General features: G+C 74.7%; 14 protein-coding genes. 5 read left to right on the top strand and 9 right to left on the bottom strand.

Going from position 1 to position 18,986, the window contains the following annotated elements; all coding sequences use genetic code 11:
* Positions 1-361: 361 nt before the first annotated feature.
* Positions 362-4,045 (top strand): S8 family serine peptidase, encoded by a 3,684-nt coding sequence (locus tag QRN89_RS10975; protein WP_290349171.1) that lies wholly within the window; start codon positions 362-364, stop codon positions 4,043-4,045.
* A 336-nt stretch (positions 4,046-4,381) separates the two neighbouring features.
* Here the strand turns inward: QRN89_RS10975 and QRN89_RS10970 are convergent, their stop codons facing one another.
* The 7 genes from QRN89_RS10970 to QRN89_RS10940 form a co-directional block, all read right to left on the bottom strand.
* Positions 4,382-4,627 carry a hypothetical protein gene (locus QRN89_RS10970; RefSeq protein ID WP_290349170.1) on the bottom strand — a complete coding sequence of 82 codons (246 nt, stop codon included), beginning with the start codon at positions 4,625-4,627 and terminating at the stop codon, positions 4,382-4,384.
* The gene (locus QRN89_RS10965; protein ID WP_093656735.1) at positions 4,611-4,862 is read right to left on the bottom strand and encodes a DUF6400 family protein; all 252 of its coding nucleotides are present in this window, start codon (positions 4,860-4,862) and stop codon (positions 4,611-4,613) included. Before QRN89_RS10965 ends, QRN89_RS10970 begins: the two co-directional genes overlap by 17 nt.
* Before the next feature lie 171 nt (positions 4,863-5,033).
* Positions 5,034-6,392 carry a carboxyl transferase domain-containing protein gene (locus tag QRN89_RS10960; protein WP_290349169.1) on the bottom strand — a complete coding sequence of 453 codons (1,359 nt, stop codon included), beginning with the start codon at positions 6,390-6,392 and terminating at the stop codon, positions 5,034-5,036.
* Positions 6,385-7,869, bottom strand: a complete 1,485-nt coding sequence (locus QRN89_RS10955) for an acyl-CoA synthetase (protein ID WP_290349168.1) — start codon at positions 7,867-7,869, stop codon at positions 6,385-6,387. The genes QRN89_RS10960 and QRN89_RS10955 overlap by 8 nt, the downstream gene beginning before the upstream one ends.
* 136 nt (positions 7,870-8,005) lie before the next feature.
* Complete coding sequence (locus QRN89_RS10950; protein WP_435833246.1) at positions 8,006-9,841, bottom strand: GAF domain-containing protein; 1,836 nt, start codon at positions 9,839-9,841, stop codon at positions 8,006-8,008.
* 19 nt (positions 9,842-9,860) lie between these two features.
* Entirely contained in the window at positions 9,861-10,898 is a 1,038-nt protein-coding gene (locus QRN89_RS10945) for a rod shape-determining protein (protein WP_290349166.1), read from the bottom strand.
* A gap of 136 nt (positions 10,899-11,034) precedes the next feature.
* On the bottom strand, positions 11,035-11,592 hold the full coding sequence (locus QRN89_RS10940; protein WP_290349165.1) for a hypothetical protein: 558 nt from the start codon (positions 11,590-11,592) through the stop codon (positions 11,035-11,037).
* A gap of 138 nt (positions 11,593-11,730) precedes the next feature.
* Between QRN89_RS10940 and QRN89_RS10935 the strand changes: the two genes are divergently transcribed.
* Complete coding sequence (locus QRN89_RS10935) at positions 11,731-12,459, top strand: SCO2400 family protein (RefSeq protein ID WP_290349164.1); 729 nt, start codon at positions 11,731-11,733, stop codon at positions 12,457-12,459.
* 41 nt (positions 12,460-12,500) lie between these two features.
* Here QRN89_RS10935 and QRN89_RS10930 read toward each other — a convergent pair whose 3' ends face one another.
* Complete coding sequence (locus tag QRN89_RS10930) at positions 12,501-12,941, bottom strand: MarR family winged helix-turn-helix transcriptional regulator (RefSeq protein WP_290349163.1); 441 nt, start codon at positions 12,939-12,941, stop codon at positions 12,501-12,503.
* An 89-nt stretch (positions 12,942-13,030) separates the two neighbouring features.
* On the opposite strand from QRN89_RS10930, the gene QRN89_RS10925 reads away from it, so the two are divergent.
* Both QRN89_RS10925 and QRN89_RS10920 read left to right on the top strand, forming a co-directional pair.
* The gene (locus QRN89_RS10925; protein ID WP_290349162.1) at positions 13,031-14,050 is read left to right on the top strand and encodes an NADP-dependent oxidoreductase; all 1,020 of its coding nucleotides are present in this window, start codon (positions 13,031-13,033) and stop codon (positions 14,048-14,050) included.
* A gap of 63 nt (positions 14,051-14,113) precedes the next feature.
* A complete protein-coding gene (locus QRN89_RS10920; RefSeq protein ID WP_290349161.1) occupies positions 14,114-14,536 on the top strand; it encodes an organic hydroperoxide resistance protein in 423 nt (140 codons plus the stop codon).
* 357 nt (positions 14,537-14,893) lie between these two features.
* On the opposite strand, the gene QRN89_RS10915 is transcribed toward QRN89_RS10920, so the two are convergent.
* On the bottom strand, positions 14,894-17,446 hold the full coding sequence (locus tag QRN89_RS10915) for a M14 family zinc carboxypeptidase (RefSeq protein WP_435833298.1): 2,553 nt from the start codon (positions 17,444-17,446) through the stop codon (positions 14,894-14,896).
* 265 nt (positions 17,447-17,711) lie between these two features.
* On the opposite strand from QRN89_RS10915, the gene QRN89_RS10910 reads away from it, so the two are divergent.
* Complete coding sequence (locus QRN89_RS10910) at positions 17,712-18,608, top strand: EI24 domain-containing protein (RefSeq protein ID WP_290349159.1); 897 nt, start codon at positions 17,712-17,714, stop codon at positions 18,606-18,608.
* The last annotated feature ends 378 nt before the right edge of the window (positions 18,609-18,986 follow it).

The raw sequence follows: 18,986 nt of genomic DNA, 5'->3' as shown, positions 1-18,986 counted from the left end.
GGAACGTCAATGTGTTTGGCGCTTACAGCTAGCAGCTCACGGGTGGCGGGACGGTCCGACATCCGGGGGGTCACCGGATTGCTGAGTGCTCGTCATCCATATAGCTGCGTCATATGCCTTGGGGTGTTCGGGCCGTGCGCCCCGCCGGGCGGCCGCCGTTGCCGCGGGCCGTCCCGCCGTCCCCCGGCCGCCTGACCGACCGGGTCCGCCGCGTGGCCGTCCGACCCCGCCCCGGCCGTGGCAAGTAGCCGCCATGGCAGGTAACCGCCAACCCTGCGCCGCCCCAACCGACTTCCCAGCCCCCACACTCTTCGCCAACGCCCGTAACCCCCCGTCACCGGGCGTACGAGGAGAGACATCCATGACCAGAGCGCCCGCGAGGAGGAGAGCCCGGCTGATCGCCGCCGGCCTCTCCCTCGCCCTGCTCCCGGCGGGACAGGCCCTCGCCGCCGAGTCACCGCAGCCCGGCACCGGGACGCACACCCCGTCCCCGGCCACCGCACGGCACACCGTCACGCTGATCACCGGGGACACGGTCACCGTCACCGACCTCGGCGCCGGCCGCAAGGCCGTCGCCGTCGAGCGGCGGGAGGGCGCCACCGGCGCCGTGCGCAGCGAGATCGTGGACGGCCGGATCACCGTCGTACCCGACGAGGCCCGCCCCTACCTGGACGCGGGCGTCCTCGACGAGCGGCTCTTCGACGTCACCGGTCTCGTCGCGCAGGGCGTCGACGGCGACCTCCCGCTGATCGTCACCTACGCCGGGGGTGCCCGCGCGGCCGCCCCGCGCGGCGGGGACGTCACCCGGGCCCTGCCCAGTGTCGGCGGTGTCGCGATGACCGCCGAACCGGGCGTCCTCTGGAGCGCCGTGACCGGCCCCGGCACCGCGGCGCGGCGCGCCTTCTCCGGCGGCATCGAGAAGATCTGGCTGGACGGCCGGGTGCGCGCCGACATGGCCGAGTCCAACGCCCAGATCGGCACCCCCGAGGCCTGGCAGGCCGGGCTCACCGGAAAGGGCGTCAGGGTCGCCGTCCTGGACACGGGCGTCGACGCGGGACACCCCGACCTCCAGGGCAGGATCTCGGCGAGCAGGTCGTTCATCGAGGGCCAGGAGGTCGCCGACAAGGACGGCCACGGGACCCACGTCACCTCCACCGTCGGCGGCAGCGGTGCCGCGTCCGACGGCCGTGAGAAGGGCGTCGCGCCCGGCGCCGACCTCGCCGTCGGCAAGGTCCTCTCCGACGAGGGCTTCGGCAGCGAGTCGCAGATCATCGCGGGCATGGAGTGGGCCGCCAAGGACATCGACGCCGCGATCGTGTCGATGAGCCTCGGTTCCCGGGAGGGGAGCGACGGCACCGACCCGATGGCCGAGGCGGTCGACACCCTCTCCGCCGAGACCGGCGCCCTGTTCGTCATCGCGGCCGGCAACTCCGGTGCCCCGGGCACCATCGGCTCGCCGGGCGCCGCGGACTCCGCGCTGACCGTCGGCGCCGTCGACTCCGAGGACCGGGCCGCCTGGTTCACCAGCCAGGGACCGCGCCACGGCGACAACGGTCTCAAGCCCGACCTCTCCGCGCCCGGCGTCGGCATCCTCGCCGCCCGCTCCCAACTGGCCCCCGGCAGCGGCCCCTACACCTCCATGGACGGCACGTCCATGGCCACCCCGCACGTCGCGGGCGTGGCGGCGCTCCTCGCCGAGCGGCACCCCGACTGGACGGGGGCGCAGCTCAAGGACGCCCTGATGTCCTCCTCGAAGCCGCTCGACGCGTCCCCGTACGCGCTCGGCGCCGGCCGGGTGGACGTACCGGCCGCGATAGGCGCCCGGATCACCGCCACCGGCTCGGCCGACCTGGGCTTCTTCGGCTGGCCGTACGACGGCAACGAGCCGGTCACCAGGACCCTCGCCTACACCAACTCCGGTGACACGCCCGTCACCCTGGACCTGGCCGTCGAGGGCGCTCCGGCCGGGGTCGCCACCCTCGCAGACTCCACCCTCACCGTTCCTGCGCACGGGACCGCGCGGACCACCGTCACCGGCGACGGGACCAAGGCCGCCGTGGGCACCAACGGCGGCCGGATCACGGCCACCGCCGCCGACGGCACGGTCGTCGCCCGTACCGCCTTCGGCCTGGTCAAGGAGGAGGAGCGGTACACCCTCACGGTCCGGGTCAAGGACCGCGACGGAACCCCGGCCGCCACCCGTCTCGGCGTGCAGCGGCTCGCCGCCGGCGAGGACCCGTTCCCCGCGGACGTCGGCGCCTCCGGCACCCTCGAACTGCGCCTGAAGCCCGGCACGTACACCGTGTCGACCTTCCTCGACGTACGCGGCAGCAAGGGCGCCGACTCGCTCGGCCTCGGCTTCCTCACCGAGCCCGAGATCACCCTCGACCGCGACCGCGAGATCACCCTCGACGGCCGCCGGCTGCGTGAGATCCGCGCCGAGGTCGACAGGCGCACCGAGACCCGCCAGCTCCTCATGGAGTTCGACCGCGACGCGAACGGGGTGTCGTACGGCGGGGCCGTGCAGGTGCCCCTGACGTACGACTCGGTCTTCGCCGCGCCCACCCGCAAGCCCGCCACCGGCACGTTCGAGTACCGGACAGTCTGGCGGCTCGGCAAGCCGCTGCTGGAGGCCGAGGCCGGCGGGACGCGGCTCGCGGACGCGACCGTGCAGTCCGGCACCACCGTCCTCGACGGCCGGCTCAAGGTCCCGGTCGTGGACGCGGGCACCGGCGACACGGCCGCCTACCGGGGCAAGGACGTGCGCGGAAAGGCCGTCGTCGTACGGCGCACGGAAGCCGTCGGGCCGGTGGAGCTCGCCCAGAACGCCCAGGACGCCGGCGCCAGGGCTCTGTTCGTCTCCGACGACGCGCCCGGCCGGCTGATGGCCTGGTTCGGCACCGCCGACTACGGGACCCGGCCGCTGCACGTGGCGACCGTGGGCTCCGCCGACGGGGCGCGCCTGCGCACGGCGGCCGCCCGCCACCAGCGGCTGGAGCTCACCGGCACCCGGTACACGCCGTATGTGTACGACCTGTCGGAGGGGCACCCGGGTGCCGTCCCGGAGGACCTCGTCTTCCGGCCCGGCAAGCGCGATCTCGCCGTCCTGGACAGCCGCTTCCACGGCACCCGGCCGGCGGACGGCGGGGAGTTCCGCTACTCGATCACCGACACGTTCCCGATCGGGTTCGGCTTCCCGGAACGGATCGCCTTCCCGGCCGAGCGCACCGACCACGTCAGCACCGGCCCCGGCCAGCGCTGGCACGAGTCGGTCACCAACGGCCCCGACGCCATCGAGCAGCGCAGCGGCACCCCCGCCCACCGCGGCGGCACGCGCACGACGCTGAACTGGTTCCGGCCGGTGTGGCACCCGTGGCTCGGCACCGGTCTCGGCTGGGGCCAGCAGCGCACCGGCAACGACCTGAGGTTCAACACGCCCGGCTGGGGCGACTCGGGCCCCGACCACACCGGCTTCGGCAACGTCTGGGGCGACGACTCGATGACCCAGTTCACCGAGGTGTACGTGGACGGGGTGCGGGTCGACCGCCGGATGAGCTCGGGCGCGTACGCCTGGGACGTCAAGCCGACCGAGCAGGAGTTCCGGGTCGTCACGGACACCACGCTGGATCCGGAGCGGTGGCGGCTGTCGACCCGCGGGCACTCCGAGTGGACCTTCCGCTCGAAGGAGACCCCGGCCGACCGCGAGACCTTCCTGCCGATGCTCAACCTCGGCTTCGACGTGGACACCGACCTGACCGGCAACGTCAGGGCCGGGCGCACGCTCGACGTCGGGATCTTCTCCGAGTACGTCAAGGGCGCCGTCGGCACGGGCAGGATCACCGGCGCGACGCTGGAGGTGTCGTACGACGACGGCGCGACCTGGCGCACGGTGCGGCTCGACCGTGAACGCGGGGCCGCCGCCGCGTGGGAGGGGGCGCTGTCGGTGCCGAGGGACGCGGAGTTCGTCTCGCTGCGGGCCTCCGCGACGGACGACCGGGGCGGCTCGGTGGAACAGGAGATCATCCGGGCGGTCGGCGTGGGATGACGCGCCGACGGCACGGGTAGGCAGGCCCGGTACGGCGAAGCGGCGCCGTACCGGGCCGTACGTGCGTGAGGGGCCCGTTGCCCGCGGAACCGGTGCGGCACCCGGCGCGGGTCCGGCGGCGGGCGGCGAACCCGGTGGGCGGTCCTGGTGGGCGCGCCGCTCGTGGGGCACTCCGTCGGGCCGCCTTCGTGGGGGCCCTTTCGCGTGGTTCGCGTGGTTCGCGTGGGCGCTGAGGGCTACGGGGCCGTCCCCGCGCCGCCGGGTCCCCGCCGCGGCAGGGACCGACCGCGTCCGGCCCGGGAGGGCTGTGAGCGGCTGGCCGGGAGGGGCCGCGGTTCAGCAGGGCGGCGGGTCCCCCGCGGGGCGGCTCGCGCGGCGGCGGGTGTCGACCGACCACATGTGGGTGCAGCCGGGGCACTGCAGATGGACCACCGGGCCCTTGTTGGAGATCAGATAGCGCCAGTGGTCCGCACAGTTGCGCCGGTCGGCGCAGGTGGCGCAGTCCCGGGCGTCGTCGCAGGCGGGGCAGGGCAGCCAGGCCCGGCGCGCGATGTCGGCCTGCGGATCAATGGGAAGGCGCACGGCCCGGGCCCCCTTCCGGAAGGACACCGGCGGCGACGAGCATGTCGTACGTCCGCTGCTGCTCCGCGTCGAGACCGGAGTAGAGCAGCGCGTACGCCGCCTCCTCGCCCTCCAGGGCGGCCACTGGGTCCCAGTCCGGCCCCAGCGCGGCCACCACCTCGGCCCGGCGGCGGGCCTCCTCGAAGGTCAGGTCGATCTCGAACGGTATGAGGTCGGGCGAACGGTCCTGGTCCATGAGCGACACTTCCGGTGGTGCTGCGGTGCGGTGGCCCGTGCGGGCGGACTGCCACGTCTACCAGAGGGCCGGCGTGCGAGGGAAGGTTTGCCTAAGTTGCTGTGATGCACCTCATGGGCCCCGCCCACCCGGTGCACCGCACGCGTTGCAGGTGGTGACGACGTCGCCCGGTCACTCGGCTCGGGCCACGATCCCCCGTACCAGCCCGAGCTCCACGAGGTCCCGCGGCCGCAGCCTGAGCTGGTCCGCCGTCGCCGGTGTCTCGGAGGGGGCGCGCTTGAGGATCGCCGCCGCGAGTTCGGGCGCGATCACCGAGAAGTAGCTGTCGGGGGTGACCCAGGTGTTGCCCGGGGCGGCCAGCGCCAGCGCCCCGCCGGAACCCCCCTCGCCGATCACCAGCGTCGTCACCGGGACGCGCACCGACGCCACCGCCGCGAAGACCTCGGCGATGGCCGCTCCCGCACCGGTCCGCTCGGCCTCGGCGTCGTTCGCGGCACCGGGCGTGTCCACGAGCGTGAGCACCGGGATCCCCAGCCGGTCGGCGAGCCGGATCAGCCGGGCCGCCGTGCGGTACCCGGCGGGCCGGGTCGCCGTCCCGGCCTGGGCGGCATAGGCCACGACCCTTCCGTCCCGCAGCCCGAAGCCGCAGATCATCCCGGGGTCCGTACCGCCGCACCGGTCGCCGTGGAGATCCGCCCGCTCGTCGAACCAGGCGTCGAGGTACGCCCCCGCACGGGGCCGGTGCGGGGCCCGTGCCCGCCGTACGGCCTCCCAGCCGGTGGCCGCCGTGCCGTACGCGCCGTCCAGCGCCAGCGGCGGGGGGACGGGGGTGCCGCCCGGTGCGGGATCCTCGGTGCCGCCCGTCAGCAGCCGCAGCCACCGGGACAGTGCCGGACGCAGCCGGTCGGCGGGGACGATCGCGTCGATCTGCCCCGCGGCCAGCTGGCCCTCGGCGGTGTAGGCCGAGGGGTCCGCGTCCGGCGGCCTGACCCTGGACCCTGCGAACCCGACCTGCGCCCCCGGGAGCGCGAGGACCACGTCCGCGCCCGCGCCGAGCGTGGCCCAGCCGCCGCCGGTGGTGGGGTCGCGCACCACCGCGAGCTGCGGCAGCCCGGCCGCGCGCGTCAGTGCCGAGGCCCGCGCCACCCGCTGGAGCTGGGTGAGGGCGATCATGCCCTCCTGCATCCTGCTGCCGCCCGTCGCGATCAGCGACACCAGGGGCAGTCGCTCGGCGCGGGCGTGGGAGTACGCCTCCTCCAGCAGGTCCCCGGTCCGCCGGCCCAGCGATCCGCCGAGGAACCGGAACTCGAACGACACGAGTACCGCGCGCCGGCCCCCGATGTCCGCCGTCCCCCAGACCACGGACTCCCTCTCACCGGTCCGCGCCGCGGCCCGCGCCCGCGACTCCGCGTAGCCGGCCCACCCGAGCGGCCCGTCGCCGGACGGGTCCTCGGTGGCCGTCGGCGGCCGCACCTCGAGGACGTCGGTGACCAGGGCCGCCGCCTCGCGCGCCGTCAGACGGTCAGCCACGGGTGAGAGCCCGCTTCATGATCTTGCCCATGTCGTTGCGGGGGAGCACGTCGAGGAAACGGACCGTGCGCGGGCGCTTGTGCGGGGCGAGCTGGGACGCGACGTGGTCCGCCAGCTCCTCCCCGGACGGCGGGCTGGCCGGATCGGCGGGCACCACCCACGCCACCACCCGCTCGCCCAGGTCGTCGTCCGGTTCGCCGGTCACCGCGGCCTCCCGCACCTGCGGGTGCTCCAGCAGCGCGTTCTCGATCTCGCCGGCGCCGATCTTGTACCCGCCGCTCTTGATCAGGTCCGTCGCCCTGCGGCCCACGATCCGGACCTGCCCGTCCGGGGACCGGACCGCCATGTCGCCCGTGCGGAACCAGTCGCCGTCGAACGCGGCCGCGGTCGCGTCCGGCCGGTTCAGATAGCCGGTGAACAGGTTCGGGCCCCGGACCTGGATCTCGCCGACCGTCTCACCGTCCGGGTCGGTGATCTCCGTCCCGTCCTCCTCCACCAGACGCAGCCCCACGCCCGGCAGCGGAAGGCCCACCGATCCGGGGCACGGCTCGCCGTCCGCGCGGACGCTCGTGTTCATCAGCGTCTCGGTCATCCCGTAGCGCTCGACCACCCGCCGTCCCGTCGCCGCGAAGAGCCGCTCGTGGTCGTGGACGGGCAGCGCCGCCGAGCCGGACACCAGCAGCCGCGCGCCCGCGAGGGACTTCGTCAGCTCCGGGTCGTCCCCCACCGCCTCCGCCAGCCGGTGGTACATCGTCGGCACCCCGAACAGCATCGTCCCTCCGGCGCCGAGCTCCCGACGCACGCCCTCGGCCGAGAACCTCCCCAGGTGCCGCATCGCGCCGCCCCGCCGCAGCGGACCGAGGACGCCCAGGACCAGCCCGTGCACATGGAACAGCGGCAGCGCGTGGACGAGGACGTCGTCGCCGGTCCACGCCCATGCGTCCGCCAGCGCGTCCAGCGTGGCCGCGATGGCCCGGCGGGGCAGCACCGCGCCCTTCGGCGGGCCGGTGGTCCCCGAGGTGTAGACGATCAGCGCCGGTGTCTCCCGGTCCGGCTCGGGGGGCAGGGGGCGGACGCCGGCCGCCGGCCCGCTCCCGGACTCCGGCACCGGGACGTCGATCCGCTCCACACCGGCCAGCACGGGCGGCAGTTCGTCGTCCGGGCCGGCCAGCACGAGCCGCGGCGCGCTGTCCCCGACGACATGGGCCAGCTCCCGCCCGCCCGTACGCGGGTTGAGCGGTACGGCGGGCACCCCGGCGAGCAGCGCGGCCACCACGCCGACGGCCGTCTCCGGCGTGGGCGTGGCCCAGACGGCGACCCGGCCCGCCCCCGCGATCCGCTCCGCGGCCGCCCCGGCGGCGGAGGCCAGCGCGCCGTACGTCAGTGCCCGGTCGCCGAAGCGGAGCGCGGGCCGGTGCCGTACGCCGGCGGAGGTGCCGTCCGCGGCGGCCGCCAGGGCCGGGAAGAGAGCACTCACGGGTCGTCCTCCTCAAGTCGCTTCCGCACGGGGCGCGTCGTGGGCGTGCGCGGGCCCCACCATTCTCCCCGCCCTGACGTACTCGTGCGGTACGAACGCCCGGGCCGGCGGCGGTGCGGCGCGCCCGGGTGCCAGGTCAGAGGGGCGTCTCCCACACCACCGTCGTACCGCTCCCGGCGACGGAACCCTCGCCCCCGGCGGCACCGCGCGGGGCCGAGTCGTCCGGGGCGGTGGCGTCGGCGGCCGAGTCGTCCGGAGCCCTGCCGTTCGCGGCCGCGTCGCCCGGGGCGGTGGCGTCGGGGAGCGCGTCGTCCGTGACCGTGAGGCGCAGGGCGCGGCGGCCGTCCGGGAGGGTCGCCGTGGCGTCGACCTCGACGTCCACCGCCGTGAGCCCCTGCCGCCGGCGCGCCGCGGCGAGCGCGGCGCGCAGCGCCGTGAGGAGCGCGTCACCGCGCTCCTCGTCCACGAGCGCGTCCACCGGCCCGGCGAAGTGCACCGAGGGCCGGAAGCCGAGCGGGCCCGCCGCTCCGTCCGTCTCCCGCAGCACCCGGCCCCGGAAGGACGCCGAGGCGTCGGCCGGGGGCTGCTGGAGGGCGAAGATCGCGGTGCGGACCTCCTGGATGGTGGAGTCCAGTTCGTCGATGGCCCGCCCGAGCAACTCTCCCTCCGGCGAGGACGGGTCGGCCGCCCGCCGCCGCGTGGACTCCAGCATCATCTCGGTGGCGAACAGCCGCTGGACGACGAGGTCGTGCAGATCCCGGGCGATCCGGTCGCGGTCCTCGTACACGGCCAGCTGCTCCCGGTTGTGCCGGGTGTCAGCGAGGACCAGCGCCATCGCGGCCTGGGAGGCGAACTGCGAGGCCAGCAGCCGGTCGACCGCCGTGTACGGACGCCCGCCGCGCCGCCGCGGCAGGGCGAGCGTGCCGATCAGCCGGCCGCAGCTCTGCAGCGGCAGCATCATCGACGGACCGAACCGGTGCCGTACGGGCGTCGTCATGCGCGGGTCCGTGGCGGAGTCCTCGATGAAGACCGGTTCCCCGCCGAGGAGTTGGACGAGCACCTCCGAACCGGGCTCGATGGTGGTGCCGATCAGGTCGCCGGGGTCGTCGGGCGTCGAGGCCGCGACGATCTCCATGCCGCCCGCGGAGGTGGGCTGGAGGACGACTCCGGCATCGGCGTCCGCGAGCACCCGGGCCCGCTCGGCGACGGTCATGAGCGCGTCCGCCGTGGCCTCGCCCGTGAGCAGCGCGTTGGTCACGGCCGCGGCCCCCTCGATCCAGCGCTCCCGCTGACGGGCCGTCTCGTACAGCCGGGCGTTGCCGATGGCGATGCCGGCCTGTGCGCCGAGGACCCGCAGGAGCGCCAGGTCCTCGTCGGTGAAGGCGCCCGTGTGCTTCTCCGCGAGATAGAGGTTCCCGAACACCTCCGTGTGCACGCGGATCGGTACGCCCAGGAAGGACGCCGTCGCCGGATGTCCCTCCGGCACCCCGGTCGAGCGCGGGTCGGCGCCGACGTCGTCGACGCGGAGGGGCCGGGGGTTCTCGAGGAGGGCGCGGACGAGACCGGCGTGGCCGCCGGGGAGGCGCCCGATCCGCTCCCGTTCGGCATCGCCCAGCCCCGAGGTGTACAGCTCGGTGATCGTGTCGCGTTCCGGGTCCACGACGCCGAGTGCCCCGTAGCGGGCCCCGGTCAACTCCGCGGCGGAGTCGACGAGATGCTGGAGCGTGGCCCGCAGATCGAGGTCCGTGCCGACGCCGAGCACCGCCTCCAGCAGCGCCGGCAGCCGCGCGGACACGGGGCCGTGCGGCTCCGGGGCCCCGGGGCCGACCGGCGTGGTGCCGTCCGGTACGGGGCCGTCCGACCCGGAGCCGTCCGGTACGGAGCCGTCCGGTACGGGGCCGTCCGACGGGGGGCCGTCCCGTTCCGAGTCGTCCGGCGCGGGGCCCTCCGATGACGTACCGGCAGGCGGCATCCGCGGTCCCGGGCCCGGTTCAGGCGGTGAGCGGGGAGAGGACCATCGAGGTGATGTTGCCCTCCAGCATCTCCCCGAGCCCCAGCACCGCGCACACGTCGGGCCGTTCGGCGATGAGGACCGGCATCCCGGTCGCGTCGCGCAGCATCTGGTCGAACCCGGGCAGCAGCGCGCTGCCGCCGACCATCATGATCCCGCGGTCGGCGAGATCGGCGACGAGGTCCGGCGGGCAGTCGCGCAGGATCCTTCCGATGCCGTCCAGCACCGCGGTCAACGGGGTGTGGATCGCGTCCCGCACCGCGGCGGTGTCGACCCGCACGGACCGCGCCAGCCCGGTCGCCACGTCCCGCCCGTGGATCTCGGTGGTGGAGGGGCCCTGGAGGGTGAGGCCGTTCTCGCTGAGGGCGATCTGGAGGGGACGTACGGACTGGCTGGGCAGCATCAGTTCGTGCTGGTGGCGCAGGTGCTGGATGACGGCGTGGTCGACGGCCTCGCCGCCGATCGGGATCCGGGCCGCGGTGACGATGGAACCGAGGGAGAGGACGGCGACCTGGGTGGTGGCCGCGCCGCACATCATGATCATCGTGGCGGTCGGCTGCTCCACCGGGAGACCGCAGCCGACGGCCGCGGCGATCAGCGTGTCGACCAGCTCGACCCGCCGCGCACCCAGTCCGACGAGCGTCTCCACGGTGGCCCGCTGGGCGAGCGGATCGGCCTCGTGCGGGGTGCAGGCGGCGGCGCGCAGCCGCGGCTTGCGGCGCAGCTGCCTGCGCAGCTTCTCGCCGAGCAGATGGCGCAGCATGCGCTGGGCCATGTCGATGTCGACGACGGTGCCGCCGGAGACGGGACGCATCACCCGGATGTAGTCCGGGGTGCGGCCGGTCATCTGCTCGGCGAACTCGCCGACGGCGATGAGAGCGCCGTTGCGGATGTTGACGGCGGCGACGCTGGGCTGGTCGACGACCAGTCCGGCGCCCTTCACATAGACCCGGGTCCGCGCGGCACCCAGGTCGACGGCGACATGGCAGCGGCGCAACTGCTCAAGACTGACGGTCATGGCAGGTCCTCCCGAGACGTTTCCCTCCTCGCATCCTGCGATCGCCCGGCGTGGGACGCGCGCTGGGCTGAGCCGGTCGGGGGGTGCGCTCCGCGGAGGGCGCCGGGGCCGGACGGGCCCGGGGCGTGACGTCGCATCAGGAGTCGTACGCGACGCGTTGCAGCAGGCCCCAGGTGAATTCCGCCACGCACGACCGCCCGTCGGGCACGCCGAACGCGAGCCGCCAGCGGGTGGGGGCCGTGCCCTCCATCGGCCGTACCGGGGCGAAGGCCGCGGCGACCTCGTCGACCGTGCAGCTCCACGGGCGCAGGTCGTCCGCCGTGCGCAGCTCGGGCCCGGGGGCACCCGGCGCCCGTACGAGCCATTCGTTCCAGACCGCCCCGTCCGGCCCGGCCAGCACCTCGAACCGCAGGTCCGGCCACAGGGGCACGCGCCACGCCAGCGCGTCGCACTCCAGGTCGCCCATCCTGCGGCGGGCCGTCGCCTCGGGCTCACCGAGCACGGAACGGTACCGGGAGAGAGCCCCGCGGGCGCGCGGGGAGCGGACGATCGCCTGCCAGCGGCGGTTCGCCTCCCGCATCTCGGCGGCCGAGGCGCCCAGCTCACGGCGCGCCTCCTCGACGAGCTCCGGCTGGTGGTCGGCCATCCGGCGGAGCAGGACGAGCTGGAACGCGCGGGGCCCGAAGGTGTTCATGCCCTCATCGTGCCCGTATGGACCGGTCCGTGAAGGGGGTCTGGCCAGCCGACGTACCGAGGAACTGCGGATTCCACACAGGATCCTCACAGTCACGCCTACCTCAGGCGTCACATCGCTGCATACGCTCCGGGGGCCATGGACTACTGCCACCAGTGCCGCCGACACCTCAACGGGGCCTTGGCGTGCGCCGGATGCGGTACCCCCGCCGAGGAGCTGCGCCACTTCCGACCCGCCTCCGCCGCGACGGAGAGCGACGTCGTCGTCGAACTGGGTGGCGCGCACGGTGGCGAGGACCGGGCGACCGCCGGCCGTCGGCGTTCCGGTGGTCAGGGCCGCCGCGCCCGCAAGGCCGCCGGCACCCGCAGGGCGCGCCGCAAGCGCGGGCGGAAGGTGCTCATAGGGGCGCTCGGGCTGGCACTCGCCGCGGGCGCGCTGAGCCTGGCGGAACTGGCCCGGGAGTCCTCGCGCGGCGGTGACGACACGGCCGTCGAGGTGCGTGAGCAGGAGTCCCTGGAGGTCGACGACATACCCGAGCCGACCGGCAGCGCGGAGCCGCCGCCGGGGCCGAGCGCGGTGAGCGAGCCGCCCACGACGTCGTCCGCCACGGCCAGGCCGACCGGGTCGGTGGGGCGCGGGAGCCCCAGGCCGACGGTGGGGGCGTCCGCGCCGCAGGAGGATCCGGCGGAGTCGGATCCGGCCGTGTCCGATCCGCGTGACGACGGCGCCCCGTCCCCGACCGGCGACCCGTCGACGCAGCCCTCGCAGTCGTCCTCGCCCCCGCAGGCGCCGCCCCCGCCCCCCGCGGAGCCGACGCCCTCTCCGTCGCCGACGGAGACCTGCTGGCTCATCTTCTGGTGCTCGTAGCCCGCTGAGTCCGTCCGGTACCGCGCCGCTCAGGGGCGCGCCTACGCGCCCGCGCCGCCGTCGCCCAGCATCCGCTTCAGCAGATCCCGCAGCGTTCCGCGCTCCTCCGCCGACAACTCCGCCAGCGGCTCACGGGCGAAGTGCAGGGCGTCACGGAGTTCGCGGGCCGTCCGGCGGCCCTCCTCCGTGGCCGCGGCTATCTTCACCCGGCGGTCGGCCGGGTCCGGCCGCCGTTCCACCAGGCCGCGCGCCTCCAGCCGGTCGATGATCCCCGTGACGTTCGACGGCTCGCACTTCAGCTTCCGGGCGATCCGGCGCATGGCGGTGGGCTCCATGGACAGCAGCCCGAGGACCCTGGCCTGCGCGCCGGTGAGGTGGTAGCGGGCCGCGACCTCCTCGTACTCGTCGTGGTACCGCGCCACGACGGTGCCGATGAGATCGACGACCTCGAGGGTCAGCGGGTCTGTGCGCGTGGTGGCCATGCCGTCAGCATACCCAGATACTTGACAACATGAAATATTCAGTCGCATGGTTGTTTCAGAACATGAAGCATTTCTAGGAGGCCCGCACCATGCCCGCACTTCCCGCGACCAGCCGCGAATGGCACCTCGTCTCCCGCCCCCACGGCTGGCCCGAGCCGGAGAACGTCGCCCTGCGTGAGGCCCCGGTGACCGAACCGGGCGAGGGGCGGATCCTCGTCCGCAACCTCCACTTCTCCGTCGACCCGTACATGCGCGGCCGCATGAACGACGTGAAGTCGTACGTACCGCCGTTCCAGCTCGACCAGCCCATGGAGGGCGGCGCTGTCGGCGAGGTCGTCGCGTCGAACGCGGACGGCTTCGCGGTCGGTGACCACGTCCTGCACGGCCTCGGCTGGCGCGAGTACGCGGACGTGGAGGCCAGGCACGCCGTCAAGGTCGACGCCTCCGTCGCCCCGCTCTCCGCCTACCTCGGCGTGCTCGGCATGCCGGGGCTCACCGCCTACGCCGGCCTGTTCGAGGTCGCCTCGTTCAAGGAGGGCGACGCGGTCTTCGTCTCGGGTGCCGCCGGTGCGGTCGGCAGCCTGGTGGGCCAGATGGCGAAGCTGAAGGGCGCGTCGCGCGTCATCGGCTCGGCCGGTTCCGACGAGAAGGTCAAGCTCCTCGTCGAGGAGTACGGCTTCGACGCCGCCTTCAACTACAAGAAGGGCCCCGTCGCCGAGCAGCTGAAGGAGGCGGCCCCCGACGGCATCGACGTCTACTTCGACAACGTCGGCGGGGAGCACCTGGAGGCCGCGATCTCCTCGCTCAACGTCCACGGCCGCGTCACCATCTGCGGAATGATCGCCCAGTACAACGCGACCGAGCCCACCCCCGGCCCGCGCAACCTCGCCCTGGTCATCGGCAAGCGCCTGCGCCTGCAGGGCATGCTCGTCAACGACCACCGCGGGCTCCAGGGCCAGTTCGTCCAGGAGGTCGCCGGCTGGCTGGGCTCGGGCGAGCTGAAGTACGACGAGACGGTCGTCGAGGGCATCGAGAACGGCTTCGACGCGTTCCTCGGCCTGCTGCGCGGCCAGAACACCGGCAAGATGATCGTCTCGCTGACCCGCTAGGCTCGGCCCAGCCGTCGCGGTCGTGGGCGCGAGCCGCGGCGAACGACAGAAGGAACCAGACCCATGTCGATCCAGCAGTCCGACGTCCTGTACACCGCCGTCGCCACGGCGGAGAACGGCCGTGACGGCCGTGTCGCCACCGACGACGGCAACCTCGACGTCGTCGTCAACCCGCCCAAGGAGATGGGCGGTTCCGGCGCCGGTACGAACCCGGAGCAGCTCTTCGCCGCCGGCTACAGCGCCTGCTTCCAGGGCGCGCTCGGCGTCGTCGCCCGCCAGGGGAACGCCGACATCTCCGGCTCGACGGTCACCGCCGAGGTCGGCATCGGCAGGAACGACGAGGGCTTCGGCATCGTCGTGAAGATCTCCGCGGCCATCCCGAACGTGGACGCCGCGACCGCCCGCGAGCTGGTCGAGAAGGCCCACCAGGTGTGCCCGTACTCCAAGGCCACCCGGGGCAACATCACGGTCGAGCTCGCGGTCTGACCCACCCGCGCCGGGTCCGCCCGTGGCGCGACCGAGCACGCGACGAGGGCCGCACCCCTGGGGTGCGGCCCTCGTCGCATCACGGCCCGCGTCACCGGCCCGCGCCTCCCGCCGCCCGTGACGGGCCCGCGGCGCCCGCCCACGTCCCCCGTGCCGGCCCGGGGCCGGCCGTGTGTCGAGCGCGATCCGCCGCGCCCCGAGCCGCCCGGCCGGGTACTCCAGGGCCGTGAGCGCGGGCCGCGCCGGCGCCCGTCGCCGGTCCGGCGTCGCCCCGCCGTGTCTCCGCTGCCCGCCACGGACCCCGACGGCACCCGGCGCCCCACCGGCCCGCACGCGATCCGATCCGATCCGATCCGCTCAGCGCAGCAGCAGCGCCCGGCCGACCTGTGCGAACACGCCCTTCGGGTGGTCGCGGAACAGCGGCTCGGTGCCGAACAGCACCACCGGACCGCCGTGCGCCGACGCCCCGCTGACGACCGACGCCCTGCCGGCCGCGTCCCGCGGGCCGCCCCCACCGTCCGCCCCCGCCCGCCAGTGGCCCGACACCAGCGGGTCGCCGGAGGCGAAGAACTGCTCGGCGCGCACGCCCCGGCCGAGGTCGGCGAACCACAGCGGCGAGTAGACGAACGTGTGCCGCGGGGTGCCCGCGGTGATCCGGCCCGCGTTGGCCACCCGTACGACACCGTTGGCGTCCCCGTTGCCCTCCACCGCACGGACCGGCAGCAGACCGGCGGAGGCGTTGAAGGCGGCACCCGCCGCGCCGGACGCGACCACCGCCGTACCCCGCCGGGCGAGGAAGCCGTCGAGGGCGTCCCGCGCCGCCGGGGTCAGCTTCGCGCGGTCCAGGCCCGAGGACACGAACAGCGCGTCCGCCGACGACCAGTCGAAGCCCGCGTCGAGCACCGCGTTCGACACCGGCACCACGTCGAAGCCCATCTCGCGCAGTGCGAACAGCTCCCCGGCGCTCACCGCCGCGGCCACCCTCGTACGCCTCAGCGGCACGGAACTCCGCTCGGCGGTCGCCAGGAACTCCACCCCGTACCGCGTCGCCAGTGACCTCGCCTCCGTCCGGGCCGAGCCCGGCACCAGCGCCGCACCGTCGGCCGCCCGGCGTACCGGGACGCCCCGGGCCAGCAGGGAGTTGACCGCCGCCAGCTCCCTCGGGTCGTCGAGCCGCAGCCGCAGATCGCCGCGGTGCGCCACGGAACCCGTCGGCGCGGCGGCCCGCACCGGCCGGCTGTCCACCCTGAGGGCGCCCCCGGTCACCTCGACCACGCTCGCGCCCCACAGCAGCCCGAGACTCCAGCCCGAGATGTCGTACATCGTGGAGACGTCGGCGCTGATGTCCCGGCCGTCGGCGAGGATCACGTTCGCGAGGCCCCGCTTGGGCTGGTGCATGTCGACCAGGTACGTACCGGCCGGGTACGTGCGGCCCGCCGCCCGGAACGGCGAGCGCGCCCGCTCCACCCGCACGTCGTTGGCGACCAGGTGGTCCACGAGCCGCGCCGCCGCCGTCGCGCTGCGCTGCCGGGCACCCGCCGGAATGACGTACGCCCGGGGGAACGTCGTCGTGTAGACGTCCTCCGGGCCGATCCCCGGCACGCCCGGCACGGTCGCCTCCGACACCGGCCGCTGCGCCTCACCCGCCGCGCCGCGCCGGAACGTCTCGATCTGGTCGGCGATCACGGACGCCCGGTGGGTGTGCGTCCAGTCGAGTGCGGCGCGCATCGCCGCACCCGCGATGTCCGTGTTGATCGCGGCCCGGCGGCGCAGCTCGGCGACGGGCAGGGTGTCGTACGCCCGGTTGTTGACCGCCAGCGGGAACTCGATGGTGTGCGCGGCCACGGCGCCGTGGAAGGGCATGTACTGCGGGGTGAAGATCGGCGGCCAGTCGTCCCACCCCTCCTGCTGGTCGCGGAAGGGGATGACGGCCGGTTCGACACCGTCCTTCTCCGGGGTGCGGCCGAGGCCGTTGACGGCCTTCTCCATGCCCAGCGCATTGGCGTAGGCGTTCTTCAGGAACAGGTCGTACTCGTAGTTCTCCCCGTGCGGCGGGGTCGTCGGCTCGATCAGCGTGCCGTTGACGTAGCCGTGGAGGTCGAGCATCACCGCGGGCTGCTTGTCGACGGCGATCCGGCGCATCGCGCGGGTCTCCGGCTGGGAGGCGGTGATGAAGTCCCGGTTGAGGTCGAAGCCGTTGCCGTTGGCGCGCGTGCCGGCGATCCGGCCGTCCGGGTTGGCGGTGACGTTGATGTGGATCCGGTTCCTCGCGAGCAGGGAGGCGGTCCGCGCGTCCTTCGCCCGCGCCAGTTCCTCGACGAGCTCCAGCGCGGCGTCGGTGCCCTCCCACTCGTTGCCGTGGATGTTGTTGTTGAAGAAGACCGGGGTCTTGTACGCGGTCCTGATGCGGCGGTCCCGCGCGGCCACGGCGGGCCGGTTCTCGATGAGCTCGCGCATCCGCTCCTGGTCACGCGCCTGCTTGGCGGTCTCCGGAGCGGTGACGGTCACCAGGTACAGCTCGTGGCCGCCCGCCGAGCGCCCCGCGATCTCCACGCTGACCCGGTCGCCCAGCCCCTGCAGGGCGTTCAGCCGGGGCGCCAGCGCGTGGTACGGGGCCAGCCCCAGCTTGACCGACTTGTCCGCGGGGTTCACCGGCGGGGGAGCGAGCACCGTCCGCCGGGGATAGCCGCCGTCCTTGCGCAGGCCCGGCTCCGCGACCTCGAGGGCCCGCAGCGCACCCGTTCCGACCGGGGTGGCGTCCCGTCCGGTGTCCCGGCCCGCGCCTTCGCGTACATGGTGCGGGCCGTCGGGCCCCGGGGCGGCGGCCGCCGGGCCGGGGGCGAGGAGCAGCGCGCCCGTCACGGCGACGGCGGCGGCTCCCGCGGTGGCGGCCAGAAGGGATCTGGGCATGCCCATGCGTACGGACCTCCGGTGGGTCGGAAGCGTTCGGTACGCAGGGTCTACCTGTTCAACTCCGGAAGGACAAGAGGGACTTGAGTGGCGAACGGGGGACGCCTGCCGCGTCGGACGGGGCATGCCCGCCGCCGGACGGTGGACGCCTGCCGAGGCGGCGCCCGCGGCGGGCGCCGCCTCGGCGGACTGCCGTCCACAGGGTCCCGGCCTTCGTCCACAGGCCCGTGACCGGCGGTTCCGCACCCCGTATAGGGTGTGGCGCATGCGTGATCTGGGTGCGGGCTTCGGCTACTTGGTGAAGGGGCAGCAGTGGGTCGGCCGCCACGGCCGGTGGTTCGGCTTCGGGCTGCTGCCCGGGCTGATCACCCTGGTGCTGTACGCCGGAGCCCTCGTCGGGCTCGCCTACGGCGCCGACGACCTCGTGGGCTGGGCCACCCCCTTCGCGTCGGACTGGTCGTCGCCGTGGCAGGGGCTGTTCCGCGGCTTCCTCACGGCGCTGGTGTGGGTCTTCGGCCTCTTCCTCGCCGTGATCACGTTCACCGCCGTGACGCTGCTGGTGGGGCAGCCGTTCTACGAGTCGCTCTCCGAGGCCGTCGACCGCGCCGAGGGCGGTGAGGTCCCGCGGTCCGGGCTGCCGCTCTGGCGCGAGCTGTGGATCTCCGCACGGGACAGCCTGCGGATCGTGATCCGTGTCGCGCTCTACGGGGTGCTGCTCTTCGCGCTCGGGTTCGTTCCCGTCGTCGGCCAGACCGTCGTCCCCGTGCTCGGCTTCTGCGTCACCGGCTTCTTCCTCGCCGAGGAGCTCACCGCCGTGGCCCTCCAGCGGCGGCGCGTCGAGTTCAGGGAGCGCCTCGCGCTGCTGCGCGGCCGCCGCATGCTGACCCTCGGCTTCGGCGTTCCGCTGGCGCTGGCCTTCCTCGTCCCGTTCGTCGCGGTGCTGCTGATGCCGGGCGCCGTCGCGGGCGCCACGCTGCTGGTGCGCGACCTGACGGAGGACGGGGAGGCGGAGGAGTCCGGCGACCGGACCCCGGACCGGCACCCGTACGCCGCGCCGGACCCGCACGCCCACCCGCAGCCGGGGCAGGACCCGCACGCGAGCCGCGACCAGGGCCGGCCCTCGGCGCCCTACGGCTTCGGCAAGGACGAGGCCCGCTCCTAGGGCGTGTTGCGGGCGCGATCGCCGGTTCGGGGCCGACGTCGCGGCTGCCCCGAAGTCGCGAAGACCAGCCCCGGAGCGCGGGTGCCGAGGCGTGTCCTGCACGGGCCCACCGCCACCCGAGACGGCACCCACCCGTCCCCTCACGGTCGTCACGGGCGAGGCGGCCGTCCGGACGAGCGGGCGAAGCGGCGGCAGGCCGCCGGTGCCGCGAGCGCGGCGCGGTTGACTGCCGCGGCGGTGCCGGTTGCCCGGCACGCGTCCCGGCCCGGCGCCGGCCGCGTGCCGCCCGGCGCGTCCCACAGCCGGGGCCGGCGGCGAGCAGCCCGGTTCGTACCCGGTGACCGCCGGCCCTCCGGCGACGGTCGGCCGCGCCCCGCG

Source organism: Streptomyces sp. HUAS CB01, from assembly GCF_030406905.1.
Classification (GTDB): Bacteria; Actinomycetota; Actinomycetes; order Streptomycetales; family Streptomycetaceae; genus Streptomyces; species Streptomyces chengbuensis.
The sequence above is the reverse complement of the archived record's forward strand: the minus strand, read 5'-3'. Positions and strand labels throughout refer to the sequence as shown.